This window comes from Microcystis sp. CS-574 (genome assembly GCF_028329095.1).
GTDB classification, from domain to species: Bacteria; Cyanobacteriota; Cyanobacteriia; order Cyanobacteriales; family Microcystaceae; genus Microcystis; species Microcystis ichthyoblabe_A.
Genome location: NZ_JAQMSY010000208.1, coordinates 1 through 26,428, shown reverse-complemented (window position 1 = coordinate 26,428; position 26,428 = coordinate 1). Strand labels below are relative to the sequence as shown.

Genomic DNA, 26,428 nt, shown 5'->3' with positions numbered 1-26,428 from the left:
ACTGAGATCGCTTATCAGTTATCAGTTATCAGTGATCAGGTTTAAGTTTTAAGTTAAGTAGCTAGATACAATTAATTACACATATCCAATTACTTCTTCCATGAGTGCCTATCCTCACAAAGAAGTTAATGGCTCTTCTAGGTTCTGTGTGATCAGTTTAACTTACATAGGATCGATCGATCTTTGTGTCCTTTGTGTCTTTGTGGTTCGTTTCACCCCCTCGCTAGGAGAAATGTATCCTAGAATACATTTTACCCACCAAACCTAGGAGAGCCAGTTAATTTTGTCCTATTACTTATATGTGTTATTTTCAGTGATCACTGATTACTGATTACTGATCACTGAATTTAGGCTTCTTGGTTGACAAAAGGCAATAAAGCCATTAAACGGGACCGTTTCACCGCTTCAGTTAAATCTCGCTGTTGTTTAGAAGTTAAACCGGTGATACGTCTAGGTAGGAGTTTGCCGCGTTCGGTGATGAATTTGCGGAGGAGTTCGGTGTCTTTGTAGTCAATCGGTTGACTGGGGGAGATGGGGGAGAGACGTTTACGATAGTAGCTCATAGATTTGTAAAGATTGCTTGACTTTTTAACTAAAGTGTGGTTACTTAATTTCCTTGTGGACGGTGTGCTTATTGCAGTGGGGACAGTATTTTTTGATTTCCAGTCTGCCGGTGGTATTGCGACGGTTTTTGCTGGTGGTGTAGCGAGAAACGCCGGGGGTACGCTTATCGGGATTACTGCGGCATTCCGTGCATTCTACAGTGATGATTAGGCGAACGCCTTTTTTACTAGCCATAACAACAGGGGATCGGGTAAATTTACACGCAATCAATCATTATGACATATCTGAAGCTTTTTAGGCAAGAGCGGCCGGGACGAACCAGGGGAATTGTCGGCTAAAAAGTTGAGTTTGGGATGAAATCCAGCACAAAAAAGCTAGAATAATCACAGCAGTTGGCGAGGATGAGGAAAAATGACGGTAAGATTGGGTAAACCGATTTTAGTGACGGGGATAGGCATTACCATCGCTTTCACCCTGGGGGAAACTCTCAATAGTACACTGAGCGAAATTGGTTCTTGGGGTGTTTTAGGTGCGATTGCTCTTGGTGCTGGTATCTGGTTTTGGCAAAAACCCAACACGAAAATCGATTTTTCCCATCCCACTCCCCTGAGTCTAGAAAAGGTTAAACAAGCGATTAGCAAAGCCGAGAAGATAATTAATTATCTGGCCAAAGAAGACCCTAATCAAGACTTAACTCCACTCAAAACCAGTTTAAGCCAATTAAATCAAGAATTTAGTCGCCAAGACCTCAAAATTGCCATTACTGGTGCTAGAAAAACTGGTAAAACTGCCTTAAAAAAACTACTAGAAAGCGGCAACTTTGGGGAATCTATCGCTTTTCTGGAAACGGAACCCCTTTTGACTTTCGACTCCACCGCTAACCAGCAAAAGTCCCTAGCAGCCGACTTAGTTTTGTATCTTATCAATGGGGATTTAACCGATTCCGAATGGCAAATCCTCCAGCAATTCGATCGAATGCACCAGCGTGTTATTCTGTTACTGAATAAACAGGATCGTTTACCCGCCGAAACCAGAGAAGAAATACTCCTTTCCCTGAAACAAAGACTAAAAGAAACTATTCCCGCTCATCATATTTTAGCCATAGCCGCTGCCCCTGAACCCCTAAAAGTTCGTCAACATCAAAGCAATGGAGAAATCAAGGAATGGACGGAACCTCAAACCGTGGTTATCGCTCCTTTAGATAATCATCTCCGACAAATTATCGAACAAGAAAAGTCCGAATTAGTTCTCGGAACTATCTGGAGACAAGCGCTCGAATTAGCCAAGGAAACCAAACAATTACTTAATCAATCCCGACGCAAAAAGGCTTTACCTGTTATCGAACAATACCAATGGATAGCCGCTACCGCCACTTTTGCTAATCCTCTCGCGGCCCTAGATTTAGTTTTAGCAGCAGCTACTAACGCTCAAATGTTAGTGGATTTAGGGGCAATTTATCAACAAAAAATGTCCCTTGAACAAGCAAAAACAGCCATGACTACCCTGGGGAAAATGATGGTACAATTAGGCATGGTAGAGGTGACAACCCAAGCATTAGGAACGATTCTCAAGGGAAATGCGATTACTTATATTGCCGGTGGTACAGTGCAGGGAATTGGAGCAGCCTATTTAACTCGTTTAGCTGGTTTAAGTTTAATTGAATATTTCCAAGAACAGGAAATTAACGAGCAACTGAATAATGATTGGAATTGGACGAGTTTGCAGAATAAAGTTAAACAGGTTTGGGAACAAAATCAGCGCCTAGCATTTTTACAGGATTTTGTCAAGCAAACGAGCACTCGTTGGTCGGCATTTTCTGGTTAAAAAATATGGTTAAGAAGTGCGGAAAGGTAAATGCTGACGCAGCACATCCCAGCGCGAACAATCCCAATAATCGATATGAGAAATAATCAGATTATTGTCATCGAGAGTTAATTCACTGTGGCCAGAAATAGCGATGCGAGGCCGCCAAGGTAAAGGGGTTGTCCAGTGCAATGTCCAACGGGTATTAATAATATTTCCCTGCTGTTCAATTGCGTGGACATCCATCTTGATAGCTTGGAACCATTGACTCATAAAACCAATCATTTCCCGATAGCGTTTAATCCCCCGAAATTGATTGAGAGGGTCTTGAAAATAAACGTTATCAGCATAAATATCATAGGTTTGATCGAGGGGAAATCTTTGATAATCTTGCTGCAAAATAGCGATAATATCCATAAAATACCCAATTATTCCCGATAGCTATTGTCTTTTTTCGCTGCTGAGGGGTCACTGTTAACTATTAAGTACCTAAGCAAAATTAGTTACACATATTTAACAACCTCTTGCCTATTGCCTTTTGCCTCTCCTAACCAAGAAATTAGTTTTGCACCACTACTTAAAAGCTCACTCCCGTCAAACTAAAGGGACGGACTTCGGTAATTTTAACCTTAACAAATGTGCCTCGCAATTCCTCAATATTTCCCGTAAAGAAAGTTAAGCGATTGCCTCTAGTTCTTCCCATAACTTGACTAGCATCTTTAGGGTTAACGTCTTCCACTAAAATTTCCTCAATTCTGCCTAAATATCTTTGGGAACGTTCAGCAGCTTTTGTGGCCACTAAATGATTTAATCTTTGTAGGCGATCGCTTTTTACCTGCTCACTTAATTGATTATCCCAAATAGCAGCCGGAGTGCCTGGACGGGGAGAATAGGCCGCCGTATTTAATTGATCAAAACCAATCTCATCGACTAATTTTAAAGTATTCTCGAACTGTGCCTCTGTTTCTCCCGGGAATCCGACAATCGCATCGGCACTGATGGCAGCATCCGGCATTAAATCGCGAATATTAGCAATAATCCGTCGGTATTTTTCCTGAGTATAGCCCCGTTTCATGGCCTTGAGGATATCATTATCCCCCGATTGAAAAGGGATATGAAAATGTTCACAAACTTTAGGTAATTCCTGACAAGCTTTAATCAAACGTTCGGTAAAATAGCGGGGGTGACTGGTGGCAAAACGGAGACGTTCAATGCCGGCCACATCGTGAATGTAGTACAGTAAATCGGTAAAATTGTGCAGATGTCGGCCGCTTGCCGTCACTCCGGGTAAATCCCGTCCGTAGGCATCGATATTTTGACCTAAAAGGGTGATTTCTTGATAACCCTGTTGTCCTAATTGTGCCATTTCTGCTCGAATTGCCGCAGGAGTGCGCGATTGTTCCACCCCACGCACCCCCGGAACCACACAATAGGTACAGCGTTCATTACAACCATAGATGACGTTCACCCAAGCGGTAATATTACTATCCCGGCGCGGTTTGGTGATATCTTCCATGATGTGGATGGGTTCGGTGGCCACCACCTGGGAACCGTCAAAAACTTGTTGTAATAAGTCTCCCAAGCGGTTTGCGTGTTGGGGACCGATAATTAAATCCACCTCGGGAACCCGTCTTAACAATTGTTCCCCTTCCTGTTGGGCCACGCAGCCAGCGACCACTAGAGTAAGATCGGGTTGAGTTTGTTTGCGTTTAGCCTGTCTGCCGAGATAGGAATAAACCTTCTGTTCGGCATTATCGCGAATTGTACAGGTATTGTAGAGGATTAAATCGGCTTCGTTGGCATCCTCGGACCATTGAAACCCCAAATCTTCTAAAATACCCGCCATGCGTTCGGAGTCAGCTTTATTCATCTGACAACCAAAGGTGGTGATATGGTAACGACGTGGGGACTTATTCATGATGCTGGCTACAGAAACAAGAGTGCAGGTTTCTATTTTAGGCTATTTATTCTCTGACTTGAAAGAGAGTGTAGGGTGTGGGGTGTAGGGTGTGGGGAAAGAAACCTCTTTCATCTTCCCACTTCCCACTCCTCAGAATTAGACCTAAAGCATACTCAGCCATACAAGCAAATAAAAACGAAACTTTTGCTTTGAGGATATCTCCTGACTGGTAGGATAAAAATAAACCATACTAGGCAGTTTAACCTCCACGCCGCCGAGGCCACACCTTTAATCATCAAAGGAAAAGTATTTATATGTCTAAAAATCAAGTGTTCGACTTTTTCGCCTTAGCTGCTAAAAACGAAGAATTGGGTCAAAAAATGCGCTCAACCCAAGATCCTCAGCAATTACTAGAGATAGCTCGCTCCCAAGGCTTCGATTTCTCCCGTCCGGAATTAGAAGCGGCACTTAAATCCTTGCACGAGAGTCCCGACTTTTTCCAAAAGTTAGCTCATGCAGTGTTAGAAGTTTTCAGCCCTAACCACGATAATTATCCCTCGATCGGTGTCCAACCCTACGAAGGTGAGATCGATCGCTAGAATCAGTTATCAGTGATCAGTTACCAGTGATCAGAGGTGAGTTTTCATTTCACTGTTTACTAATCACTGAAAAAGGCTCCCCTCTCTCCCCAATTCATAGGGAGCATCCCACTAAGCATTTCGCATCTAAGTACAATTGCTTATGGCAAAATTGGGATGCTTCCAATTCATAATTCATAATTCATAATTTATAATTCCCAGAACTACCGAAAAGGCTTGCCATCTAAGCATTTTGCATCTAAGTATAATTGCTTATGGCAAAAGTGGAATGCTCCCAATTCATAATTCATAATTCATAATTTATAATTCCCACTCCCCTCACCCCACTCCCCACCCCAGCCATATATAGTATAAAAAAATTATAAAAAAGCCGAAATCAGCGAAAAATAGGCTTTTATCTGCCAGTAAATCCAGCAGAGACAATCGAGCTGCCAAGAGAAAAGTTAAAGCGGAAATGCAGTCATAGCAAAGGTTTTAGCTGTAAATCTCTTGAGAATTGCTGAGGCTGATGAGCGAAGTCAAGGAATGATTAACTTTCGTTAACCGGAAGATGAGAAATAATCATAATGTTTTATATTGTCAAAGGTGTCATAGTTTCCTATGCTTTTTTTAGGTTGATAATTTTGCCTGACTCGTCAAATTTTTACCAACCAGCCCTAGAAAATAAAATTAGTGGATGAAAACGGTCACGATCGAGATAAAATTTAGGATGGTCTTACCCCCACCTTGCCACGATCCCGACTGCCACCAAAGCTAGAGCAGGAAAAGTAACAAGGAAAGAATTTGACTGAAACAAAGTTGATAACGCTAACGAAATTAATAGTTTAGTTTGGCTTGACAAGCGAGGAACAAAAAAATGCCAATTGCAGTAGGAATGATTGAAACCCTAGGATTTCCCGCCGTTGTGGAAGCGGCCGATGCCATGGTCAAGGCCGCCAGGGTGACTCTAGTGGGTTACGAAAAGATCGGTAGTGGTCGCGTCACTGTCATTGTCCGGGGAGACGTTTCAGAAGTGCAAGCTTCTGTGGCTGCCGGAGTGGAAAACGCCAACCGGGTTAACGGAGGACAAGTGCTATCTACCCATATCATCGCTCGTCCCCACGAAAACCTCGAATACGTGCTGCCCATTCGCTACACCGAAGAAGTAGAGCAATTCCGCAGCTATTAAACACCGTTAATCGGGGTCAGCATCTATAGAGTCGAAGAAAGCCAACCATTAGGAGACAAAAATATTATGTCAATTGCAGTGGGCATGGTGGAAACCTTGGGTTTCCCAGCCGTCGTCGAGGCGGCTGATGCCATGGTAAAAGCCGCCCGCGTAACCCTAGTAGGTTACGAAAAAATTGGTAGTGGTCGCGTCACCGTCATCGTCCGGGGGGACGTTTCGGAAGTACAGGCCTCCGTATCGGCGGGGACAGAAGCGGCATCTAATCGTGTTAAGGGTGGTCAAGTCCTCTCGACCCACATCATCGCCCGTCCCCACGAAAACCTCGAATACGTTCTTCCCATTCGTTATACAGAAGCCGTGGAACAGTTTCGTGAAAGTGTTAACCCACAACCTTTAAGACGAATCTAGAGCGCAACTAACTTTTAGTGTAAACAAATTCCATGCAAATTGCCAAAGTTTGCGGCACCGTCGTTAGCTCCCTGAAACCGCGCAGTATGACGGGAGTGAAACTTCTGCTTTTGCAATTCATCGACGCGCAAGGGCAACTTTTGCCTAAATACGAAGTAGCGGGTGATATTGTCGGAGCGGGGATTAATGAATGGGTGCTAGTGTCCCGGGGAGGAGCCGCCCGTATCGAAGACGGACAGAACAATCGCCCCCTTGACGCGATGGTGGTGGGGATTATTGACACTATAACCGTAGAAAATCGCACCCTCTACAGCAAGAGGGACGAATTTCGTCAATCCGGTTAAACATTGATAGAACCCAAACACAGTTAAGTAACAACCAGCCAGCCAAATTCAGTATGGAGGAAGACTAACTATGGTCGTCCGCACAACGGCGGCTAGTCCGAAAAAGCGGACCAAATCCCCAGAGGAAACGCACATAGACGAGAGTGCCAAAGTCCACACCTTCTCTAACCTCAGTGGCGCTATCGAGATCGGGGCGCGAGTGGTGATTGCTCCGGGGACTTCCATCCGCGCCGATGAAGGAACACCCTTTCACATTGGCGACGACAGCAAAATTCAGGACGGAGCAATCATCCACGGTTTAGAAAAAAGCCGTGTGGTGGGAGATGACGGCCGAGAATATTCGGTGTGGATCGGCCGGGGCAGCTGCATCACCCACATGGCACTCATTCACGGGCCAGCCTATGTGGGCGATCGCTGTTTTATCGGTTTTCGCTCCACCGTCTTTAATGCCCGCATTGGTGCCGATTGCATCGTCATGATGCACGCCCTCGTTCAAGACGTGGAAATCCCCGCCGGGAAATTCGTGCCATCCGGTTCCGTGATCACCAGCCAACAACAGGCCGACCGCTTACCCGATGTCACAGAAATCGATCGAGCCTTCACCCGTCACATTGTCGATATCGACCTCGCCCCCAGCGTCCCGGTCAAAGCCCACAGCCCAGCGACTCCTCCACCGGCAGCCGCTATAAACATCGCTAATGAGACGCTATATAGAAATTCGGTGACACCTATGAGTTTAAATACAAACATTCGAGCGCAGGTTCGCTCCCTCCTCTCCCAAGGCTACAAGATCGGCATCGAATACGCTGACAAACGCCGCTTTAAAACCAGTTCTTGGTTAAGTGCCGGCTTTATCGACGGCGGCCGCGAAGAACAGGTATCCCAATCCCTAGAAGCCTCCCTCAGAGACCTGCAAGGCGAATACGTCCGCCTGATCGGAGTAGATCCCGCCGCTAAACGGCGCATACTGGAAATGATTATCCAACGCCCCGAAGACACACCGGGAGAACCGGCCCGCACCACCACCGCCGTCCACGGCGGTCATGGCAACGGTAACGGCCATTCCGACCTGTCCGTACAAGTGCGTTCCCTGCTGGCCCAAGGGCTGAAAATCGCCACCGAACACGCGGATAAACGCCGGTTTAAAACCAGTTCTTGGTTAACCGGACCTGCGATCGAAACCAAGAGCGAAGCGGGCATCATTCGCGATATTGAAGCGATCGTGACTGAAAATAGCGATGAGTACGTCCGCCTGATCGGGATCGACCCGCAAGCGAAAAAACGCGTCGTCGAAATGATTATTCACCGCCCCGGCAGCGCCCCCGCTAGTAACGGCAGCGGCAAAGCCAGCAGCTACAGCGCCCCCGCTAGTAACGGAGCCAGTTACAGCAGCAGTGGTAGCTTAAGTGGGGAAACGATCGCTCAAATTCGTTCCCTGCTCGCCCAAGGCTACAAAATCGGCACCGAACACGCCGATAAACGCCGGTTTAAAACCAGTTCTTGGCAGAGTTGCGCTCCGATCGAAAGTAATCGCGAATCCGAGGTAATTACTGCTTTGGAAGATTGTTTACGGGAACATAGCGGCGAATACGTCCGCTTACTCGGTATCGATGCTAAAGCCAAAAAACGGGTTTTAGAAACGGTGATCCAGCGCCCCGATGGTTCGGTGAGTAGTAATGGCAGCAGTAAAACCGCCACCGTTGCCGAACCGAGTTTCAAAAGCTCTGCTTCCAGTTCCTCCGGCGGCGGTACTGCCACTTTAACCAGTACCTTAACGGCGGAAACGATCGCTCAGATTCGTTCTTTATTGAACCAAGGTCACAAAATTGGCAGTGAACACGCGGATAAACGTCGTTTTAAAACCGGTTCTTGGCAAAGCTGCACCCCGATCGATAGCAGTCGCGAATCCGATGTGGTGGCCGCTTTAGAAACCTGTCTGCGCGACCATCAAGGAGAATACGTTCGTCTGATCGGGATTGACTCCCAAGCAAAACGTCGTGTTCTCGAATCGATTATTCAACGCCCTTAATTTCAGGACTCGGCGAGCGGTGAAGGGAGATAGGTGTTAGGTGTTGGCGGATCGGGAAAAATACCCGAAACTCTAACCCCTACCCCCTAACCCCTGGTCACTGATCACTGATCACTGAATAACTGTCAATTATGTCCTTACCCCCCGTTCAACCTATTAGCCGCTCGGAATTCTATGTCAATGGTGATGTAACCATTGATGAGAGTGCGATCGTGGCTCCGGGGGTGATTCTCCGAGCAGCCCCCAATAGCCAAATAATTATCGGTGCGGGTGCTTGCCTGGGTATGGGAACAATTTTAACCGCCTATCAGGGTGTTATTGCTATCGGTGCGGGAGCAATTTTAGGTACAGGTGTTCTCGTCGTCGGTCGGGGTGAAATCGGTGAAAATGCCTGTATTGGGTCAACCACAACGATTTTTAATGCTTCTGTGGCAGCGATGTCGATCGTGCCGTCTGGTTCCCTGATCGGAGATACTTCCCGTCAAATTACCATCGAGGTGTCAGCGACCCCATCGGAACCGGAAAGACCCCCTTTACCGGAACCGCAACCCGTAGTCAGTCAAGTGTCCCCAGTGCCGTCCGTGGAGGAAGTGGTCTCCGAAACCGTGGCCAGTCCTTGGGATGGCGAGGAAATGGTCGCCGAGGCAGGTCCTACGGAAACCAGAGAACCAGCATCTACTACTAACCGACCGAATCAAGCATCGGTGGTCGGAAAGGTCTATATCAATCAGTTATTGGTCACACTATTTCCAGAACGTCATCGTTTTAATGGCAACAATAACCTTAATTCTTGAAGGGGAAAATAATCGTTCATAAGCCAAAAATCTCAACAATAATTACTGAGTAATTAGACCTAATTTATCTAGAGTTCACTGCTGTCTAACTGTCCTCTAGGTACTGGGTATAATTGCTTAGAAATCTAATTCATCTTTAGCGATTGCCGACATTTTTTGAGGTTGTAATTATTGATAATCTTCCTCAATTAAGGATTAGCTTTAATCGCTCAAAGCCTGATGAGCAGAAGTGTCTGCGTGTCAATCAGGTAAATTTTTGTTGATTTTTTTGTGTTTTTGTAGAGATTGTCAAAGTTAGATGACGACAGATTAAAGAAACTAATCCCCCCGAGAAAAAAAAACAATCAAAATTTTAGGGATAAAGAAAAAAATGATCAGAATAGGGTAAAGTTCGTGTTAAGATGATCAGTTGAAAAAAACATTAGTGAAAATTGCTCCCTAACTTCGCTCCTAGCAGCAGGGGAAAGGAGCTTAAGAAAAATCTATGTCGGTTGACGGCGAGATTTTACAGGTGCGACTAATCATGCAGTTTATGGAGGAATAATCCCAATGGTGCAAGCCAAATCCAAAGGTTTCCAGGCCGGCGTAAAAGACTACCGCCTGACTTACTACACCCCCGACTACACCCCCAAAGATACCGATCTACTAGCTTGCTTCCGGGTAACACCCCAACCAGGAGTTCCTCCTGAAGAAGCAGGTGCGGCGGTAGCGGCGGAATCTTCCACAGGTACCTGGACCACCGTTTGGACCGATAACTTAACCGACCTCGATCGCTATAAAGGCCGTTGTTATGATATCGAACCCGTACCCAACGAAGATAACCAATTCTTCTGTTTCGTTGCCTATCCTTTAGATCTATTTGAAGAAGGTTCCGTCACCAACATCCTCACCTCGATCGTTGGTAACGTTTTCGGTTTCAAAGCTCTACGCGGTCTCCGTTTAGAAGATATCCGTTTCCCCGTCGCTTTAATCAAAACCTTCCAAGGTCCTCCCCACGGTATCACCGTTGAACGGGACAAATTAAACAAATACGGTCGCCCCTTACTCGGTTGCACCATCAAACCCAAACTCGGCCTTTCCGCTAAAAACTACGGTCGTGCCGTTTATGAATGTCTCCGCGGTGGTTTAGACTTCACCAAAGACGACGAAAATATTAACTCTCAACCCTTCATGCGTTGGCGCGATCGTTTCCTCTTTGTCCAAGAGGCGATCGTTAAATCCCAAGCAGAAACCAACGAAGTTAAAGGACATTACCTCAACGTAACTGCTCCTACCTGCGAGCAGATGATGCAACGGGCTGAATTCGCCGCCGAAATCAAAACCCCCATCATCATGCACGACTACCTCACCGGTGGTTTCACCGCTAACACCACCCTGGCGAAATTCTGCCGCGACAAAGGGTTACTGCTCCACATTCACCGGGCAATGCACGCGGTTATCGACCGTCAGAAAAATCATGGTATCCACTTCCGCGTTTTAGCTAAGTGCTTACGTCTCTCTGGTGGTGATCACCTGCACTCGGGAACCGTTGTCGGTAAACTCGAAGGTGAACGCGGAATCACGATGGGTTTTGTTGACCTGATGCGTGAAGACTATGTAGAAGAAGATCGCGCTCGTGGTATTTTCTTCACCCAAGACTACGCTTCCTTACCCGGGGTAATGCCGGTTGCTTCTGGTGGTATCCACGTTTGGCATATGCCGGCGCTGGTGGAAATCTTCGGTGACGATTCCTGCTTACAGTTCGGTGGTGGAACCCTCGGCCACCCCTGGGGTAACGCACCGGGTGCCACCGCTAACCGTGTGGCTCTGGAAGCTTGTATCCAAGCTCGTAACGAAGGTCGCTCCTTGGCCCGCGAAGGTAACGACGTTATCCGGGAAGCTTGCCGTTGGAGTCCTGAACTGGCTGCCGCTTGCGAACTCTGGAAAGAAATCAAATTCGAGTTCGAGGCTATGGATACCCTCTAATACAGCCCTTCAGAAAGTTGTTAGCAGTTATCGGTGCAAAATAATGCTGGGGACTTGCCCAAAATCGGCAAGCAGTCGCTAGAATTTCAACACTGATAACTGTCTAGCCAATAACTGAAAACTGTATAAAATGTATCCGAAAAAAGTTGTTCAAGATACCGCGAAAGTCTTACAAAGTTACCTAACTTACCAAGCGGTTCGCACGATTATCGATCAATTGTCAGAAACTAATCCCACTTTAGCTATTTGGCTGAGTCACTATACTTCTAGCCATTCCATTCAGGATGGCGAGGCCTATATTGCGGGGTTAATGACTGAGAATAAAGAGTTAGTTTTGCGGATCATGACGGTAAGAGAACATCTAGCCGAACAGGTTTTAGAGTTCTTGCCAGAGATGGTAAAAACGGGAATTATTAATGACAATACCGAACATCGTCGGCAACTTTTGGAACGTCTCACCCGTACTGCTATAAGTCAACCAGAGACATCGGAATTAAATCTCGATGTTGATGATCTACCCAACCCATAAGGAATCAAGAAACCCATGAAAACTTTACCTAAAGAGAAGCGTTACGAAACTCTTTCCTACTTGCCCCCCCTCACCGATCAACAAATTGCTAAACAAATTCAATACATGATCGATCAGGGTTATATTCCTGCTGTGGAATTTGAAAAAGATCCCAAACCCGCGGATTATCATTGGACGATGTGGAAACTGCCTTTATTCTCTGTTTCTGGTCCCCAAGAAGTTCTTAATGAAGTTCGCGAGTGCCGCACCGAGTATTCTGATTGCTATATCCGCGTTATCGCTTTTGACAACATCAAACAATGTCAAACCATGAGCTTTATTGTTCATAAACCCAATGCCGGCCGCTACTAATTTGGCTGTCATCTAATTATTAACTATTGAGGGGGGTTCTTAGACCTCCCTTTTTTTCTATTTGTCTGGTAGAATTTTTAGCAAGAGTGAATCCGAGCTAGAAATAAGGGAGCATCTCACCTTTAATTGAAATGACTATATAATTACTCACTTGCATAAATGAAATGCTCCCAATATAATGGGACTGGATTCCTGTTTTTCTCATTAGCGATGGCATTTGATTATGTAGTTTTAGGCAGAAAGCTCAAGGATGCGCGAGAAAGTCTTTCAATTACTCCGCAAGAGTCGGCATTGCGTCTTCAAATAAGTTTGCAGGAATATCTAGATATTGAAGAAGGCAGGAATAGAATTACTGGCGACCAGTTGGTGTTGTTATCTGTGATGTACCGCCGTGACTTCAGGTACTTAGTTACAGGCGACTACCCATCAGCAGAGTCCCAAGTTCAAGAAATATTTCGTCGCAACGCTGCCCTTTCCAAAAGCGATCGCATTGCTATTCAGGAATTTGTTCGGCTTTGTGAGTACGAAGATTTCCTAGAAAGGGAAGTATTTCAGCGTCAGCCTACAAAAATTCCTAATTACGCACAATATCCGTTTAATCATAGCTACTTCAAAAGACAAGGTGAAGAAGCAGCTTCTTTGGAGAGAGAACGTTTGGGTTTAGGGCAACAGCCAGTAGAAAATATATTTGAGTTAATCAGAAATCAAGGCATTCATATATTCAAACGTCAATTAGAAGATAAAAATATATCCGGACTATATATTAACCATCCGGTCGCTGGTCACTGTATTCTCATCAACTATCTTGATGATTTATACCGACAAAATTTTTCTGCCGCTCATGAGTACTGTCATGCTTTATTTGACTCTTCTGAAGGGCAGGAAGTTACATACTTAAAATCTTTAAATGCTCGGTCTGAACTTGAGTGGAGAGCCAATAGTTTTGCAGGCAGCTTTCTAGTTTCAAAACAAAGAATTGAGTCAGATTACTCACCCGCAGAAAGCTACGAAGCTTGGGTTAGTCTCATTCGGCGAATTGCTGAACGATTTCGAGTCAGTTCTCAAGTGGTAATTATCCGTTTATCTGAGCTTAAATGGCTCGATAAGGCTTTACAAGATCCATTAATTCAAGAAAAACGTTTGGTCATTAAACATGACGAGAAATTTGATCCTGAGACTCCACCAACGCTATCTTCAGGTATGCGAAGTAAATCTGCACAAATTATACGTCAAGGTTTATCCTGGCATTTCATTGATTTGTGTACGGAGGCATATAGAAGAGGAGAGATTACTCACCATAAGCTCCTAGATATGCTACTGCTACCTTTGGAAGATGGTTATCAGCTTCTAAATGAACTTCTAACGTTTTTGGAGGTCAGTAGTTAATGATGGGCGTAGTATCTATCGATACTTGTGCGATTATTCACTTCATGTACATTAATCGCTTTCATCTTCTTAAATTGCTTGGATACTCTGTGATTACTACAGTGTATGTTCAATTAGAATTTGAGCAGGGACATTCTGATAGTTTAAATTATTACAAAAAACTAATTAATTATGGTGAAATTACAACATTTCCTCTAGAGATCGAGGATTTAGTTGAGATGTCAAACGTCCCTCAATCAAAACGTGCGAGTGATGCAGAACTGTCCTGTTTTGTTGTCGCCAGACGTATCGGTGGCAAAGTGCTGACCGATGATAGAAAGGCAATAAATTATATTCGGCAACATATTCAAATGCCGAAAGATACTATTACTCAACTGGTGGAGGTTTTGATAGAAGCTTATTTAGCAGACCATTTAGGGGATGATGAGCTTAGATCAATTCAGGAAATTCTGGAGAATAATAAGTTCAAGATTAAGTTCGACTTAGCTCGTGAGGCAGCAAGGAGAAGATGGATGATGGATGAGAAGTGTTGAACGATAGTGAGGTTTTCAAGGCACTGCGTAGCAGCACGCCGCTATTACCTGGTGCTTTAATAAAATGTAACGCACCTTGTCTGTGGGGTGCTAAGTTAACATCAACATAGGAATTATAACTATTACTGGACTTATACCATTTTTCTTTATTTGCGTCACAACGAATGCAGGCTTGGCAAGCATTCGAGCGTGGATGTCTGTCATGGATTTAGAAATTTGGTATTACCCCTTGACAAAAGACCATAACCCGTGCTGTGTCTGAATGGGGTTTTACTGGGTACAAATTAAGGAAACCCCAAATAAATCTAACGCCTTCGAGCCGTTGCTTTTTTATTTTTTGATTCAATTCGTCAAAATATACCGATATTTTCTAGGTGTCGATAGCCTTGAATAGAGGTTCCTTTTAGGTTCAAAAATTTGTCAACTATCATAGGTAAAATACTCTCGTTTTTGGCGATTATATCAAATCTTAACTCTATTGTCTATCTTTTGGTATTAACCTGTTTGTGCCGTAAGTCCTTCCCTATATGAATTTTAGCTTTTATTTTAAGTTAATTATTTGCATAGCAATTCTGGAATAGCCTATTTTTTCCGATTTTATTGATACAAAGAGCGGGTGAAATCTAAAACTTTTTGTTGCTTTTCTTTGGGTAATTTATCGATTAAAGCTGTTAGCTTTTCTGTTAAAGATAACCAAGTTTTGTTCTGAGCTTTCCAGATTACAATAAATTGCTGCATTGGGAGAGAACAAAGGGCGATAGTTTCCCCTAGATTATTACTAAATTCAATTTCGTAACAACCATCATTGTAGTCTTCAACAATTGTCCCTTGTTCTCCCATCATTAAGTTATGTTCAGGCAAGTCAACTAATAATTCCACAAGGTCAAATAATTCTGGTTTAATCATGGTCTTTTTCTCACATATAAAGTTACTAATTTAGCTGTATCACTATCAGGCTCAACAATCCATCCAGTCCTCACTATTTCTTGTTGCCCTGGTTCAATTCCTGTAATTTCTAGGTCAACTTGATAGCGTTTGCCATGTCGATCTGTACTTTGATAAACAGCTTTTGCTTCAAGGGATTTGTTAGCGATTTGTTGTAGAAGTGGCTCATAATTATCTTGAGTATATCCTAAGTGGCGTTGAAACATGATGGCTTTATTTAATCCTTTTGGATTGTCTAAATTGAGAGCATATTGGGTTAATTTTCTAGAATCTATTTTGACTTTGTTGACAATATCTTTTAATTTCATTGGAATTAAGACGATTATTAATTTTGACTTTGCCTCTAGTTTCATATTTCATAAGGGAGCATCTCACCCTTGCAATAAGTAGAAATGCTTAATGAGATCAATAAAAAAGTTAAAAAAGGCAACCATTTAGCTCTGGACTTTACCCGTACAAAAATACTAGCTATGGCTAAAAGTCTTACAGAGCCTGAGTTAAAGCCATATAATACCAATGAGCTACTGAACACAAAATCCTGAAGTCTTTACGCAGATAGGGTTTGCGGCAAAAATCTTCCAATTTGACCTTTCGACCATTATAGCTTGTTTCGGGGCAGAAAACCAGCAAAAACATGGCTACAGAGGGAATCGCTTACTCTAAAGATTAATGACATCATCTGTGATCATAAGGTTAGCGATCACTATAAAGCCAACTCCACCGAATCGCTCTACTCTAGATACAGTCAACGGTACAGCCATTTTCAAGGGAAAAATGTACCCGGTAGCGTCTTTTCAATTTTTTCTGAGAAGCCCCATGCAGTAAGGGTAAGGGTTCCGCCCTAATGCCAATAAACAGCGATCTTATCTCCCCAAGCCTAGATTATACTGTTCGGATATGCCCTGCCCTACAGTTTGAGTTTTCAAGGTTATGGGTGCTAGTTTTCGGTACTTGTTAGAGTCTATAAGCTGCGCTGGTATTGGAACTTTTAGTACAAATGCTCAAACTGCACCAGTCAAGATTTAATGGGTGAAAAGTATGTTAACATCGCTGACTCTTCGGAATTTCAAAAGCTATCAGGAGGCAACCTTGTCTCTAGCACCCATCACCTTTTTAATCGGTGCTAATGCGTCAGGGAAAAGTAATGCACTAGAAGCAATTCGCTTACTTTCGTGGTTAGCGAAAGGCAGCAGGTTAGATGACATTGAACGCAACATTCAAAGCGGGAATGCAATTGCTCGTGGACAAGTGATCGATCTTTTCGGTGCAGAAAAACAGTATTTTACCTTAGCAACACACATTGATAACGCTCCTGACGGTTGGACTGATTTCGAGATTGAAATTGGGCTATTATCAGACCAACTTATTATAATCGGAGAAAGTGTCAGTAAAGCTAGTAAAGATCAGGAATTAACACTTTACAAAATTGATGGCGATCCCAACTCACACACCGATGAAATTAGGGTGATGTATAACAATTTTAATAAAGGTGGTAAAAAGCCCCACATACCTTGCTCTAACCGACAAGCTATTTTTTATCAATTGGAAACTCCCAGTCGGTTCCAGCAAAGTCATACTAAATCACAAAAAATTATTCCAGCAGTTACTAAAGTAATTCGAGAAACCTTGAGGAATATCGTCTTTCTTGATCCTCGTCCAGCAGTAATGCGGGATTATGCTTACGCTAAAGATGATGATATTAAAGAAGATGGCTCTAACCTTTCTAGTGTTCTTTACGCAGTTTGTCAGCAGGGAGAGACTCAAAAAAACAAGTTGCTTGACTTCATTCGTTCATTACCAGAACAGGATATTACCGATATTCGCTTTATCATTACAGACCGCAAGGATGTTATGGTGAAACTAATAGAGTCTTTTGGGAACAAAGAACATCAGATAGATGCTCCTTTGTTGTCTGATGGTACTCTGAGAGTTTTAGCGATTGCTGCAACTCTACTAAGTGTAAATCCTGGAACTTTCGTAATTATTGAAGAGATCGATAATGGTGTTCATCCCAGTCGTGCAGATAATTTAGTTAAGCAAATTCGGGAGATCGCCTTAGAAAGAAAACTGAGGGTACTGATCACCTCCCATAACCCAGCGTTACTAGATGCAGTACCCGATAGTGATATTGGAAATGTACTTTGTTGTTACCGAGATCCGCAAGCAGGAGATAGTCGTATTGTCCGATTAGCTGATTTAGAGCGTTTCCCCGAATTAATTGTGCAGGGAACTCTTGGTCAGTTGATGACTAAACAAGTATTAGATAAGTTCTTAAAGGATAAGTCCACAGCAGAACAACGTCAACAAAACGCGCTAAGTTGGTTAGAGCAATTAAAACAGGGAGAAGTAGCCTGATGGGAGCTATTTGTCTGATCGATACTTCGATCTTTTTAGAGATACTTAATGTCCCCCACAAAGCGAGTCAATCTGAGTTAATACTTCAAGAGTTAAAAGAGAAAATTGAAGCTAGAGAATCTCTTTTTTTGCCAATGGCGACCATTCTGGAAACTGGCAATCATATTGCCAAGGCCAAAAAGGTAGATGGCAATCAGCGACGTATTTGTGCAGAAAAATTTGTAAATCAGGTAACACAAGCTCTTGAAGGAAAATCTCCCTTCACCCCTATTAATTTTCTAAAGAAAGAAGACCTGCAAGGATGGTTAAAAGAGTTTCCTGATCAAGCGATGCGAGGTAGGGGACTGGGAGACCTTTCTATCATTCATGATTGGCAGAAAATTTGTGATCAAAATCCAAGCCGCCGCGTCTATATATGGTCTTTGGACAAACACCTTAAAGGTTACGAGCGGCCACCGAAGTTATGAGTAATTGACTACGGATTTAGTTTTAATAGTCGATTTGTATTTTAAAAGGTGGAGATTTAATTATTGGACTTCCCCGTCAACAAAAGGCCATAACCCGTGCTGTATCTGAATGTGCCTTTACTGGGTACAAATTAAGGAAACCCCGAATAAATCTAACGCATGATTGTTGCCGAGGAGAATTACGATTAGGGAATTTTCCCCTAAACTTCCCCCACTCACCTATAAGTAAATATTATAATAAACATGGGTACACCCAGAAAAATCAACGGCTGCATCCCTGGGTCGGGGTTGGGGAAGTGGCGAGAAAAAAGCTGGTAAAATAACTCTAGGCAACCTTAAAAAGAATTCATGAAAGCGCAAACAACAAGTAAAGATAGCCTGATCCTACGGCAAGAAGTAGTGGGAGCGCGTCGCCCTAGTAACTATTTTTGGGCTGTAATCGTCTCTATTGGCGGTCTAGGGTTTCTCCTTGCCGGTCTTTCCAGTTATTTGAAGGTCAATCTACTTCTCGTTAGCGATACCAGTGCCTTACAATTTATTCCCCAAGGGGTCGCCCTCCTCTTTTATGGCACTGCGGGGACCCTCTTAGCCATCTATCTCTGGTTATCTCTCCTCTGGAATGTCGGAGGTGGTTACAACGAGTTTAATAAGGAAACCGGCAAACTTAAAATCTTTCGTTGGGGCTACCCTGGCAAAAATCGTCGCGTTGATCTCGATTGGCCCCTGGAAGATGTGCAAGCTGTGCGGGCCGAAGTGCGAGAAGGACTCAACCCGAAACGGGAACTATTCCTGCGGATTAAACAGCGTCGCGATATTCCTTTAACTCGCGTCGGTGATCCGATGTCCCTCTCGGAATTGGAAAATCAAGGAGCGGAACTCGCTCGTTTTCTAGAAATTCCTCTAGAGGGATTGTAGTCCTTTTTTCGCTCTTTTTGGCTATAAAATGATGAAGATAAGAAAATCTGGCTGGCTGTCTGTGGTTTGTGTTTTTTTAATCACAACGACCACACTTTTCGGCTGTTCTTCCCCAGAAGCTAACTCCACCCCCGATAATTCTAGTATCACCCAAACCTCTCAACCTGCCAGTTCGGGCAGTGTCAACATGGATAATTACAAACCCCGCTTAGATGGAACTGCTGTCGTCGAGATGATCATCAAAGGTAAACCGGTAACGATCGAAATTGATGGCAATGCGGCCCCAGTTACTGCCGGTAATTTTGTGGATCTGGTGGAGAGAGGTTTTTATAATGGTTTAACTTTCCATCGCGTGGTTACAGAACCGCAGCCTTTTGTCGCCCAAGGTGGTGATCCCCAAGGTCGCGGAACCGGTGGTTTTGTTGATCCAGAAACCAAGCAATCCCGTTATGTTCCCCTAGAAATTCTCCTTAAAGACGAAAAAGAGCCGATTTATGGGAAATCAATCGGTCAACAGGCCACGTCGCGCACTCCCATCGTCGCTTTACCCCATAAACGCGGTGCGATCGCGATGGCCCGTTCTCAACAACCTAATTCCGCTTCTTCTCAGTTTTATTTTGCCCTGTCGGATATCAATTTCCTCGATGGTGATTATGCCGTTTTTGGTTATGTAACTGAGGGAATGGAAGTGATCGATACGATCAAACAAGGGGATAAAATTGACTCGGCCAAAGTTATTTCTGGTGCAGAAAATCTGAAAAAATAGCGATCAGTTAGGGTGGGTTCGCGGGACGATAATTTAATCTTCGCCGTCACCCACCCAATCATTTAATATTCCGATAACTGATAACTGATAACTGATCAATGAATGTTGTGGTGACGGGAATTGGGTTGATCAGTTCTCTGGGAAATTTAAGTCAGAGTTGGCAAAGATTACTAGAGGGCAAAACTGGTATAACTAGACAACAACCATTTTCTGATTTACCCGCTTTACCCTTGGGTTTAATCGGTCACAAACCGGCATTTTTAGAGGATTTAACCAAAATTGCCCTGATTGCTGCCCTTGAAGACGCGAAGTTAACCCCTCCCTTAAAGGATTGTGGTGTCACTATCGGTTCTAGTCGTGGTTGTCAGGGTTTATGGGAACGGATGGCAGCGACGGGAATAGTAGAAAACTGGTTAGATAGTTTACCCGATCGCGCCTCGGTATTGACCGCTAGATTGATAGAAACCGGCGCCCCAGTCTTAGCACCCATGGCGGCCTGTGCCACGGGCATCTGGTCGCTCGCACAGGCTGTAGAATTAATCAAAATGGGAGAATGCGATCGAGTTTTAGTCGGGGCGATCGAAACTCCGATCACTCCCTTAACTCTGGTGGGATTTGAACAGATGGGAGCTTTGGCGAAAACGGGCTGTTATCCTTTTGATAGAGCTAGGGAAGGCTTAGTTTTGGGGGAAGGTGGCGCGATTTTAGTCCTTGAATCGGAAGAACTGGCTTTAAGCAGAAATGCCGCCATCTACGGGCAAATTTTGGGCTATGGTTTTACCTGCGATGCCGATCATGTTAGCGCCCCGGCGGTGGATAATCGTAGCGCTACCAAAGCCATAGAACTATGTTTGCACAGAAGTCAATTAAGAAAAGATGAAATTAATTACATTCACGCCCACGGCACTAGCACGCGTTTAAACGATGAACGGGAGGCAAACCTGATCGCCAGCATTTTTGGTTCGCAAGTGGCTGTAAGCTCGACAAAAGGCGCAACAGGACACACTTTAGGGGCTTCCGGGGCATTAGGTGTGGCTTTTTGTTTAATGGCTCTGAAAAATCAGCTAATTCCCCCCTGTGTCGGTGTGCGCGAGTCGCCTTTTCAATTAAATTTAATTAGATCGGCTGTTAATTTTTCCCTGCACAATTGTCTCTGTCTTAGTTTCGGTTTCGGAGGACAAAATGCCGCCATCGCAGTGGGGAGATGGGGGAGAAGGAGAGGGGAGTGGGAATGATGAATGATGAATTGGGGAGACGGGGAGAATAAATAAAAGCAAATCTCCTGATAACTGATAACTGATAACTGATAACTGATTATGGATACACCGCGACTACATCCAGATACGATCGAAGAAGTTAAACAAAGAATTGATATTGTGGATTTAATTTCCGAGAGAGTCGTCCTCAAAAAAAGGGGAAGGGAATACGTCGGTTTATGTCCCTTTCACGAGGAAAAATCCCCTAGTTTTACGGTTAGTCCTGCCAAACAAATGTATTACTGTTTTGGCTGTGGTGCGGGGGGAAACGGGATTAAATTTTTCATGGAAGTGGGGAAACAATCTTTTAGTGAAGTGGTTTTCGATCTTGCTAGAAGGTATCAAATCCCGATTAAAACTCTAGCAGTAGAACAGCGTCAGGAATTAGAACAGCAATTATCCCTCAAGGAACAATTATACGAGATAATGGCCGTGGCGGTGAGTTTTTATCAACACGCCCTTAGTCAACCCCAAGGGGAAAAAGCGTTAGATTATCTCAAGGTACAACGACAACTAACCGCAGAAACTATCGCAACTTTTCAACTGGGATATTCTCCGGAAGGTTGGGAAACTCTCTATCGTTATTTAGTGGAACAAAAGCGCTATCCTGTGGCTTTAGTAGAACAAGCGGGATTAATTAAAGCGCGTCAAAATGGTAGCGGTTATTACGATCAATTTCGAGATCGTTTAATGATTCCTATTTTTGATAGTCAAGGACGAGCGATCGCTTTTGGTAGTCGTAGTTTAGGTAATGAACAACCAAAGTATCTAAATTCTCCCGATACTCCTCTATTTGAAAAGGGAAAAACTCTCTTTGCTCTCGATCGAGCTAAACAGGCAATTATTCAGCAAGATTTAGCGATAGTTGTGGAGGGTTATTTTGACGCAATCGCTCTCCATGCTGCTGGTATTACTAATGTGGTTGCCTGTTTAGGAACAGCTTTAAGTCAAGAGCAAATTAAGCTACTTTTGCGCTACAGTGAAAGTAAACAAATAATCTTTAATTTTGATGCCGATCAAGCGGGAATTAAAGCGACACAAAGGGCGATCGAGGAAATTAACTCTCTAGTTTATTCAGGACAAGTTAACCTAAAAATCCTTAATCTTCCCGATGGTAAAGATGCCGATGAATTTCTTAAATCTCGTGCTGACGGGGTGAATAGTTATCGAGAATTAATCGAAAAATCTCCTTTTTGGATTGATTGGCAAATCTCGCAAATGTTGGTTAATAAAGATTTAAAACAGGGACTACATTTTCAACAAATAGCTAATAGTATGGTGAGTTTACTGCAAAAGTTAATCGATGGCAATCAACGCACTTTTTACCTCGATTATTGTGCTGAAATTTTGGCTCAAAAAGATGCTACTCGTTTGCCATATATTTTAAAAAATCTCTCCAAACAGGTTAATAAACCTCAAGGAAAATCCCCAGCAATTAAGAGTAAAAACATCTTAGATAAATCCGAAAAAAATGGCACAGAAAAAGCCGAATGGTTATTATTATTAATCTATCTCCATTCTCCCGAATATCGGAGGCTCATTTGTGAACTTTTGGATGAAAAAGATTTAATTTTTAATGTCCCTGATTATCGTTGGTTATGGCAAGTAATTCTAGATTTAGAAAACCAAATTACTAAACCAAGAGATTTGATGTCAGCTTTACAGAATCATTTATTGATGATAACTACAGACAAAAATCGTGATTTTAATTCTTTATTTCACTTAAATGAACATACCAGTCAGGAAATTTTGCAACCAGAGGAACAAATTAAAGATGCTATTATAGCTATGGAAAAAATTAGTTTAATGGAATATCGTCGCTACTGTCAAGAACAATTAATTAATTCCCTGGACGGCAATCAACGGGAATTTTATCAGCAGGAATTCTATCAAACTGTTAATAAATTAATCGCAATTGATCCTCACTACCAACAAGCTTAATTATCTAATTGATTAAAAACTAGACAATTGTTCGGCAATAATAGATACTAACTTATCCACTGCTCCTGCTTGCCCGCGCACTGCCCGCAATTTTTGCCGGATAGCCTCTAATTGTTCGGGATTTTCTAACCAAGATCTAGCGATATTTGCCACTTCCTCTGGTTGTAATTCCCCTAATAATTCCGGAACAATTTCGGCACCAGCCCAAATATTTGGCCAAGCATATAAACGCTTTTTCCGCAACATATAGAGATTAATTATCTTAGCAAATAAAGAACCCACCCCCGGCAGTTGAGCTAATAAACCGGGTAAACCGTCCCAAGTTCTCATCGCGTCTAGTTGCTGAGTCGGTAGTAAAATAATCATCGGGATTGCCAGCGCCCCTAATTCGGCAGTATTAGCACCCACCGTCGTTAAAGCTAAATGACAGCGAGAAAGCTGGTTATGGGCGGGAAAATCGGTAATTAGGTCAACTTTTACCCCCTTATCTGTTTCTAGATAGGGTTTTTCGCCGTTTTTTAATTGGGCAGCACTCCAACCGGTTTTAGTGATCATCGGATTATAGCTAGGATCGGCAAATTTCGCCAAATAAGCTAAATTTAGGGTAGGAGCGACGGGAATTAAGAATTTAGTCTGGGGAGCCTGCGCGTGTATCTTTTCAGCAATGGCTAGGGTTAGGGGTACACCCTGGGCTAATTTCGAGGGTTTGGAACCCGGGAGGAGTGCAATTAAGGTAGCATCATCAGGGGTGATAGCAGTGGGCAAATCCACCATTAAATCGCCGATAACAGTAAATTTATGCTGATATTGTTGGGGAATATTATTTAATACACTTGTATTCATCACGGCAAAGCGATCGATCCCCCGATACCAACGCGCTTCCCATTCCGCATAGATAACGGTGCGATAACCCAAACGTTTACCGATGGTGAGGGCAAAAAATTGATCGCCCCCTAAAAATAAAACGATGCCCTTGGGGTGCCAATCCCAATTATCGGCGGTTTTTCCCCAGAAAAGAAAATTAAAGAAGTTTTCTGGCGACTGGACTCGATCGACCTCCGGATATTTCCTAACTACTTCCGTTTCCGCCCCCATAGAATGAGTACAAGGGGAAAGAATCACCGAAATCCGCAACCGCGATCGATCTTCTGTTAAGTTTTGTCGCAATCTCTTGACAACTGGACGCACCCATGTAGATATTTCTCCAGGACCATTGGAGAGAATGAGAAGATCAACAGGAGAATCAAACATGATAAGTAGTCGTGCAAAATTAATGTCTTGGTTAGGATAGGCAAAAGGCAAAAGGCAAAAGGCACTCATGGAAGGAGTGGTTAGATATGTGTAATTAATTTTGCTTAGGTACTTATCAAGTAAAAAGTTCCCCGTTGCGGTGTTGCCTACTTGCTATTGAATAAAGAACGAATTGCCTGATGTTTAGGGTGATCAAACTCTGGGAGAACCTTGCGGGTATCGGTAATCAACCAATCCAAGGCTGCCGCTTCCACATCGATCGCCGCGCCGGTTTTATCAACACAATAGCGCCCAAAGACCAACTTATCCACCAAACGGGCCCCTGAACCGAGGCGAGAATATTCAAAAATAACGCTATTATCCACCGTCGCGCCGCCACAAATCCAACAATTTGGGCCAATCATACTCGGACCGACAATTTTCGCCCCGTCTTCAATGCGCGTCATTGCCCCGATATACACAGGTCCGGTAATATCGACTCGATCCCAGTTTACCCCCACATTTAAGCCCGTGTAGATGCCCGGTTTGACTTCGATGCCGGGGATAGCAACATTTTTAATTTTCCTGGATAACACCCCGCGAATTGCCTGCCAGTAGTCGGGGACTTTACCAATATCCACCCATTCAAAATCCATGTTTAAAGCGTAGAAAGGCGCACCTTTAGCGACTAATTGGGGGAATAACTCGCCCCCGATGTCGTATTTACTATTAGAGGGAATAAAATCAATGATTTCTGGTTCAAAAATATAGATCCCCGTGTTAATGCAGGTACTTAAAGCTTCATCGATGGCCGGTTTTTCTTGGAAACTGAGAATCCGTCCCTCCTCGTCGCTAACTACCACCCCATAACTGGATACTTCCTCTCTGGGGACGGTTTTGGTGACGATAGTGGCGATCGCTCCTTTTTCTCGATGCCATTTAACGGCTGCGGTTAGATCGAGATCAATCAGCGCATCACCACAGAGAACCACAAAAGTATCGTCAAAAAAGGGATTAAAATCTTGAATTCGTCGTAAACCGCCCGCCGATCCCAGGGCATCACCGATTAACTCGCCCTCTTCGATTCTACCCTCGAAAGAATAGCCGATATGCACCCCAAAACGCTGACCATCGCGGAAATAACTCTCAATTTCTTCGGCTAAATGACTGACATTCACCATGATCTGATCAAAGCCATGCTGTCGCAACAGTTCCAATAAAAACTCCATCACCGGCTTTTGTAAAATCGGGATCAGGGGTTTGGGAATCGTATGGGTAATCGGACGGACACGAGTTCCTTTGCCTGCCGCCAAAATCATGGCTTTCATCGATATTTATTTCCTTTTGCGATCGAGGTTTGTAATTAAATCATGCCTAGTGTATCATTACTGGCTCGGAATCAGTGGTTATCGATCCTCTTGGGGGTACCTCGAAAAATAGATTTACTTCAGCATTGCACCGCCTGAAACCCTGATCAAACCTTGGTTTACTCTCAATTAGTGCGAAGATTTTCTCAATAAGTCCAATTGATCGAGCTACCCCTTGAGTAATTGATAACGGGAAAAAGTGAGAGATTTAACCCAGATTACACTGATGGACAAAATTAACAACTCAACTTTGCTGTAACTCATACTACTCAGTCCTCTAGGCTAAGATGATCAAAAAAACGCAAGTTTTTAAATTGATGGGCAAAAAAAGTTTAATTTTAGCCAATAACCAAGGCGTTATGTCTAGGCTACCTCGAAAAATCGAATTTTGAGGGACGGAGCGCCTTGTTAGTTCTTGAAAATAATTCCCTCTTCATCAATGTAGATCAAGGAGATTTCCTCGACCAACACTTTGTTAACAAAATCTTTTATCGAAAATTTGGGTTAAAACCCCGTCCTTTTAGGACGGCTTTAAGCTACAACGGAAAAAGCGATAACCAAGCTAAAAACTGAACCTTGACAACAGATAGTAGGGGGTTTTGTTCAGAAAAGAAGTCAAATTCGGCCCTTTTAACTATTCTTATCCGTTGAATTTGCCATTCTTGAAAATCCAACAAGTCTCGACTACCAATTAGTTTTAACTCCCCAATGTTTTTTCCGTCAGTGAAAGTTATTCTCTTGGAATTTCGATTAAGTTTCCAACCTGACTTTTTAAACTCAACAGAATGAGTACGTTTAGAGTATTTAGGATAT

General features: G+C 43.5%; 26 protein-coding genes and 1 pseudogene. 18 read left to right on the top strand and 9 right to left on the bottom strand.

Going from position 1 to position 26,428, the window contains the following annotated elements; translation table 11 throughout:
• Nucleotides 1-347: 347 nt before the first annotated feature.
• Nucleotides 348-563: a 30S ribosomal protein S18 gene (gene rpsR, locus PN470_RS16680; RefSeq protein ID WP_272104830.1), complete on the bottom strand. Its 216-nt coding sequence runs from the start codon at nucleotides 561-563 to the stop codon at nucleotides 348-350.
• A gap of 40 nt (nucleotides 564-603) precedes the next feature.
• On the bottom strand, nucleotides 604-798 hold the full coding sequence (gene rpmG / locus PN470_RS16675; protein ID WP_002734724.1) for a 50S ribosomal protein L33: 195 nt from the start codon (nucleotides 796-798) through the stop codon (nucleotides 604-606).
• A 177-nt stretch (nucleotides 799-975) separates the two neighbouring features.
• On the opposite strand from rpmG, the gene PN470_RS16670 reads away from it, so the two are divergent.
• Nucleotides 976-2,388 (top strand): slr1306 family protein, encoded by a 1,413-nt coding sequence (locus PN470_RS16670; protein ID WP_272104829.1) that lies wholly within the window; start codon nucleotides 976-978, stop codon nucleotides 2,386-2,388.
• Between the two features lie 9 nt (nucleotides 2,389-2,397).
• On the opposite strand, the gene PN470_RS16665 is transcribed toward PN470_RS16670, so the two are convergent.
• Nucleotides 2,398-2,784 carry a DUF2358 domain-containing protein gene (locus PN470_RS16665; RefSeq protein WP_272104828.1) on the bottom strand — a complete coding sequence of 129 codons (387 nt, stop codon included), beginning with the start codon at nucleotides 2,782-2,784 and terminating at the stop codon, nucleotides 2,398-2,400.
• Nucleotides 2,785-2,944: 160 nt separating this feature from the next.
• Nucleotides 2,945-4,285, bottom strand: coding sequence for a tRNA (N6-isopentenyl adenosine(37)-C2)-methylthiotransferase MiaB (miaB, locus tag PN470_RS16660; protein WP_272104827.1), 1,341 nt, complete (start codon nucleotides 4,283-4,285; stop codon nucleotides 2,945-2,947).
• Nucleotides 4,286-4,581: 296 nt separating this feature from the next.
• On the opposite strand from miaB, the gene PN470_RS16655 reads away from it, so the two are divergent.
• The 11 genes from PN470_RS16655 to PN470_RS16605 all read left to right on the top strand — a co-directional run bounded on the left by PN470_RS16655 (nucleotide 4,582) and on the right by PN470_RS16605 (nucleotide 14,373).
• Nucleotides 4,582-4,866 (top strand): Nif11-like leader peptide family natural product precursor, encoded by a 285-nt coding sequence (locus PN470_RS16655; RefSeq protein ID WP_002741693.1) that lies wholly within the window; start codon nucleotides 4,582-4,584, stop codon nucleotides 4,864-4,866.
• A gap of 856 nt (nucleotides 4,867-5,722) precedes the next feature.
• A complete protein-coding gene (locus PN470_RS16650; protein ID WP_002734613.1) occupies nucleotides 5,723-6,034 on the top strand; it encodes a carbon dioxide-concentrating mechanism protein CcmK in 312 nt (103 codons plus the stop codon).
• Nucleotides 6,035-6,100: 66 nt separating this feature from the next.
• Nucleotides 6,101-6,442: a carbon dioxide-concentrating mechanism protein CcmK gene (locus PN470_RS16645; RefSeq protein WP_002733426.1), complete on the top strand. Its 342-nt coding sequence runs from the start codon at nucleotides 6,101-6,103 to the stop codon at nucleotides 6,440-6,442.
• 32 nt (nucleotides 6,443-6,474) lie between these two features.
• A complete protein-coding gene (locus PN470_RS16640) occupies nucleotides 6,475-6,786 on the top strand; it encodes a EutN/CcmL family microcompartment protein (RefSeq protein WP_002759323.1) in 312 nt (103 codons plus the stop codon).
• 70 nt (nucleotides 6,787-6,856) lie between these two features.
• Nucleotides 6,857-8,815, top strand: coding sequence for a ribulose bisphosphate carboxylase small subunit (locus PN470_RS16635; RefSeq protein ID WP_004162496.1), 1,959 nt, complete (start codon nucleotides 6,857-6,859; stop codon nucleotides 8,813-8,815).
• 131 nt (nucleotides 8,816-8,946) lie between these two features.
• Nucleotides 8,947-9,609, top strand: coding sequence for a carbon dioxide concentrating mechanism protein (locus tag PN470_RS16630; protein ID WP_272104826.1), 663 nt, complete (start codon nucleotides 8,947-8,949; stop codon nucleotides 9,607-9,609).
• A gap of 549 nt (nucleotides 9,610-10,158) precedes the next feature.
• On the top strand, nucleotides 10,159-11,574 hold the full coding sequence (locus tag PN470_RS16625; protein ID WP_002753365.1) for a form I ribulose bisphosphate carboxylase large subunit: 1,416 nt from the start codon (nucleotides 10,159-10,161) through the stop codon (nucleotides 11,572-11,574).
• A gap of 130 nt (nucleotides 11,575-11,704) precedes the next feature.
• A complete protein-coding gene (gene rcbX, locus PN470_RS16620; protein ID WP_002732424.1) occupies nucleotides 11,705-12,103 on the top strand; it encodes a RuBisCO chaperone RbcX in 399 nt (132 codons plus the stop codon).
• A 15-nt stretch (nucleotides 12,104-12,118) separates the two neighbouring features.
• A complete protein-coding gene (locus PN470_RS16615; RefSeq protein WP_002741682.1) occupies nucleotides 12,119-12,454 on the top strand; it encodes a ribulose bisphosphate carboxylase small subunit in 336 nt (111 codons plus the stop codon).
• 159 nt (nucleotides 12,455-12,613) lie between these two features.
• Nucleotides 12,614-13,840 carry a helix-turn-helix domain-containing protein gene (locus PN470_RS16610; protein WP_069474424.1) on the top strand — a complete coding sequence of 409 codons (1,227 nt, stop codon included), beginning with the start codon at nucleotides 12,614-12,616 and terminating at the stop codon, nucleotides 13,838-13,840.
• Nucleotides 13,840-14,373: a hypothetical protein gene (locus PN470_RS16605; protein WP_069474423.1), complete on the top strand. Its 534-nt coding sequence runs from the start codon at nucleotides 13,840-13,842 to the stop codon at nucleotides 14,371-14,373. The genes PN470_RS16610 and PN470_RS16605 overlap by 1 nt, the downstream gene beginning before the upstream one ends.
• Nucleotides 14,374-14,970: 597 nt before the next feature.
• Here the strand turns inward: PN470_RS16605 and PN470_RS16600 are convergent.
• Together PN470_RS16600 and PN470_RS16595 are read right to left on the bottom strand one after the other, a co-directional pair.
• Complete coding sequence (locus PN470_RS16600) at nucleotides 14,971-15,279, bottom strand: DUF4926 domain-containing protein (protein WP_002777279.1); 309 nt, start codon at nucleotides 15,277-15,279, stop codon at nucleotides 14,971-14,973.
• Nucleotides 15,276-15,626, bottom strand: a complete 351-nt coding sequence (locus PN470_RS16595; RefSeq protein WP_002777278.1) for a DUF6883 domain-containing protein — start codon at nucleotides 15,624-15,626, stop codon at nucleotides 15,276-15,278. The genes PN470_RS16600 and PN470_RS16595 overlap by 4 nt, the downstream gene beginning before the upstream one ends.
• A gap of 730 nt (nucleotides 15,627-16,356) precedes the next feature.
• Here PN470_RS16595 and PN470_RS16590 point away from each other — a divergent pair.
• The 6 genes from PN470_RS16590 (at nucleotide 16,357) to dnaG (ending at nucleotide 23,018) form a co-directional block, all read left to right on the top strand.
• The gene (locus PN470_RS16590) at nucleotides 16,357-17,673 is read left to right on the top strand and encodes an AAA family ATPase (RefSeq protein ID WP_271938552.1); all 1,317 of its coding nucleotides are present in this window, start codon (nucleotides 16,357-16,359) and stop codon (nucleotides 17,671-17,673) included.
• Nucleotides 17,673-18,140: a hypothetical protein gene (locus PN470_RS16585; RefSeq protein ID WP_271938556.1), complete on the top strand. Its 468-nt coding sequence runs from the start codon at nucleotides 17,673-17,675 to the stop codon at nucleotides 18,138-18,140. The genes PN470_RS16590 and PN470_RS16585 overlap by 1 nt, the downstream gene beginning before the upstream one ends.
• 348 nt (nucleotides 18,141-18,488) lie before the next feature.
• A complete protein-coding gene (locus tag PN470_RS16580; RefSeq protein WP_002733435.1) occupies nucleotides 18,489-19,055 on the top strand; it encodes a photosystem I assembly protein Ycf4 in 567 nt (188 codons plus the stop codon).
• 28 nt (nucleotides 19,056-19,083) lie between these two features.
• Complete coding sequence (locus tag PN470_RS16575) at nucleotides 19,084-19,821, top strand: peptidylprolyl isomerase (protein ID WP_002777275.1); 738 nt, start codon at nucleotides 19,084-19,086, stop codon at nucleotides 19,819-19,821.
• A gap of 98 nt (nucleotides 19,822-19,919) precedes the next feature.
• The gene (locus tag PN470_RS16570; RefSeq protein ID WP_002753375.1) at nucleotides 19,920-21,056 is read left to right on the top strand and encodes a beta-ketoacyl-ACP synthase; all 1,137 of its coding nucleotides are present in this window, start codon (nucleotides 19,920-19,922) and stop codon (nucleotides 21,054-21,056) included.
• A gap of 81 nt (nucleotides 21,057-21,137) precedes the next feature.
• Nucleotides 21,138-23,018 carry a DNA primase gene (gene dnaG / locus PN470_RS16565; RefSeq protein WP_272104825.1) on the top strand — a complete coding sequence of 627 codons (1,881 nt, stop codon included), beginning with the start codon at nucleotides 21,138-21,140 and terminating at the stop codon, nucleotides 23,016-23,018.
• A gap of 12 nt (nucleotides 23,019-23,030) precedes the next feature.
• Here dnaG and PN470_RS16560 read toward each other — a convergent pair whose 3' ends face one another.
• The 3 genes and pseudogenes from PN470_RS16560 to PN470_RS16550 all read right to left on the bottom strand — a co-directional run.
• Complete coding sequence (locus tag PN470_RS16560; RefSeq protein ID WP_272104835.1) at nucleotides 23,031-24,269, bottom strand: lipid-A-disaccharide synthase; 1,239 nt, start codon at nucleotides 24,267-24,269, stop codon at nucleotides 23,031-23,033.
• Nucleotides 24,270-24,415: 146 nt separating this feature from the next.
• Nucleotides 24,416-25,576 (bottom strand): NDP-sugar synthase, encoded by a 1,161-nt coding sequence (locus PN470_RS16555; RefSeq protein ID WP_272104824.1) that lies wholly within the window; start codon nucleotides 25,574-25,576, stop codon nucleotides 24,416-24,418.
• Nucleotides 25,577-26,235: 659 nt separating this feature from the next.
• Nucleotides 26,236-26,428 (bottom strand): annotated as a pseudogene (locus tag PN470_RS16550) (RNA-guided endonuclease TnpB family protein); the annotation flags it as partial.

Bases quoted from the DNA above. Each gene is read 5' to 3' on its own strand.
- rpsR (WP_272104830.1), bottom strand. From the start codon at position 563: ATGAGCTACTATCGTAAACGTCTCTCCCCCATCTCCCCCAGTCAACCG.
- rpmG (WP_002734724.1), bottom strand. From the start codon at position 798: ATGGCTAGTAAAAAAGGCGTTCGCCTAATCATCACTGTAGAATGCACG.
- PN470_RS16670 (WP_272104829.1), top strand. From the start codon at position 976: ATGACGGTAAGATTGGGTAAACCGATTTTAGTGACGGGGATAGGCATT.
- PN470_RS16665 (WP_272104828.1), bottom strand. From the start codon at position 2,784: ATGGATATTATCGCTATTTTGCAGCAAGATTATCAAAGATTTCCCCTC.
- miaB (WP_272104827.1), bottom strand. From the start codon at position 4,285: ATGAATAAGTCCCCACGTCGTTACCATATCACCACCTTTGGTTGTCAG.
- PN470_RS16655 (WP_002741693.1), top strand. From the start codon at position 4,582: ATGTCTAAAAATCAAGTGTTCGACTTTTTCGCCTTAGCTGCTAAAAAC.
- PN470_RS16650 (WP_002734613.1), top strand. From the start codon at position 5,723: ATGCCAATTGCAGTAGGAATGATTGAAACCCTAGGATTTCCCGCCGTT.
- PN470_RS16645 (WP_002733426.1), top strand. From the start codon at position 6,101: ATGTCAATTGCAGTGGGCATGGTGGAAACCTTGGGTTTCCCAGCCGTC.
- PN470_RS16640 (WP_002759323.1), top strand. From the start codon at position 6,475: ATGCAAATTGCCAAAGTTTGCGGCACCGTCGTTAGCTCCCTGAAACCG.
- PN470_RS16635 (WP_004162496.1), top strand. From the start codon at position 6,857: ATGGTCGTCCGCACAACGGCGGCTAGTCCGAAAAAGCGGACCAAATCC.
- PN470_RS16630 (WP_272104826.1), top strand. From the start codon at position 8,947: ATGTCCTTACCCCCCGTTCAACCTATTAGCCGCTCGGAATTCTATGTC.
- PN470_RS16625 (WP_002753365.1), top strand. From the start codon at position 10,159: ATGGTGCAAGCCAAATCCAAAGGTTTCCAGGCCGGCGTAAAAGACTAC.
- rcbX (WP_002732424.1), top strand. From the start codon at position 11,705: ATGTATCCGAAAAAAGTTGTTCAAGATACCGCGAAAGTCTTACAAAGT.
- PN470_RS16615 (WP_002741682.1), top strand. From the start codon at position 12,119: ATGAAAACTTTACCTAAAGAGAAGCGTTACGAAACTCTTTCCTACTTG.
- PN470_RS16610 (WP_069474424.1), top strand. From the start codon at position 12,614: ATGAAATGCTCCCAATATAATGGGACTGGATTCCTGTTTTTCTCATTA.
- PN470_RS16605 (WP_069474423.1), top strand. From the start codon at position 13,840: ATGATGGGCGTAGTATCTATCGATACTTGTGCGATTATTCACTTCATG.
- PN470_RS16600 (WP_002777279.1), bottom strand. From the start codon at position 15,279: ATGATTAAACCAGAATTATTTGACCTTGTGGAATTATTAGTTGACTTG.
- PN470_RS16595 (WP_002777278.1), bottom strand. From the start codon at position 15,626: ATGAAATTAAAAGATATTGTCAACAAAGTCAAAATAGATTCTAGAAAA.
- PN470_RS16590 (WP_271938552.1), top strand. From the start codon at position 16,357: ATGTTAACATCGCTGACTCTTCGGAATTTCAAAAGCTATCAGGAGGCA.
- PN470_RS16585 (WP_271938556.1), top strand. From the start codon at position 17,673: ATGGGAGCTATTTGTCTGATCGATACTTCGATCTTTTTAGAGATACTT.
- PN470_RS16580 (WP_002733435.1), top strand. From the start codon at position 18,489: ATGAAAGCGCAAACAACAAGTAAAGATAGCCTGATCCTACGGCAAGAA.
- PN470_RS16575 (WP_002777275.1), top strand. From the start codon at position 19,084: ATGATGAAGATAAGAAAATCTGGCTGGCTGTCTGTGGTTTGTGTTTTT.
- PN470_RS16570 (WP_002753375.1), top strand. From the start codon at position 19,920: ATGAATGTTGTGGTGACGGGAATTGGGTTGATCAGTTCTCTGGGAAAT.
- dnaG (WP_272104825.1), top strand. From the start codon at position 21,138: ATGGATACACCGCGACTACATCCAGATACGATCGAAGAAGTTAAACAA.
- PN470_RS16560 (WP_272104835.1), bottom strand. From the start codon at position 24,269: ATGTTTGATTCTCCTGTTGATCTTCTCATTCTCTCCAATGGTCCTGGA.
- PN470_RS16555 (WP_272104824.1), bottom strand. From the start codon at position 25,576: ATGAAAGCCATGATTTTGGCGGCAGGCAAAGGAACTCGTGTCCGTCCG.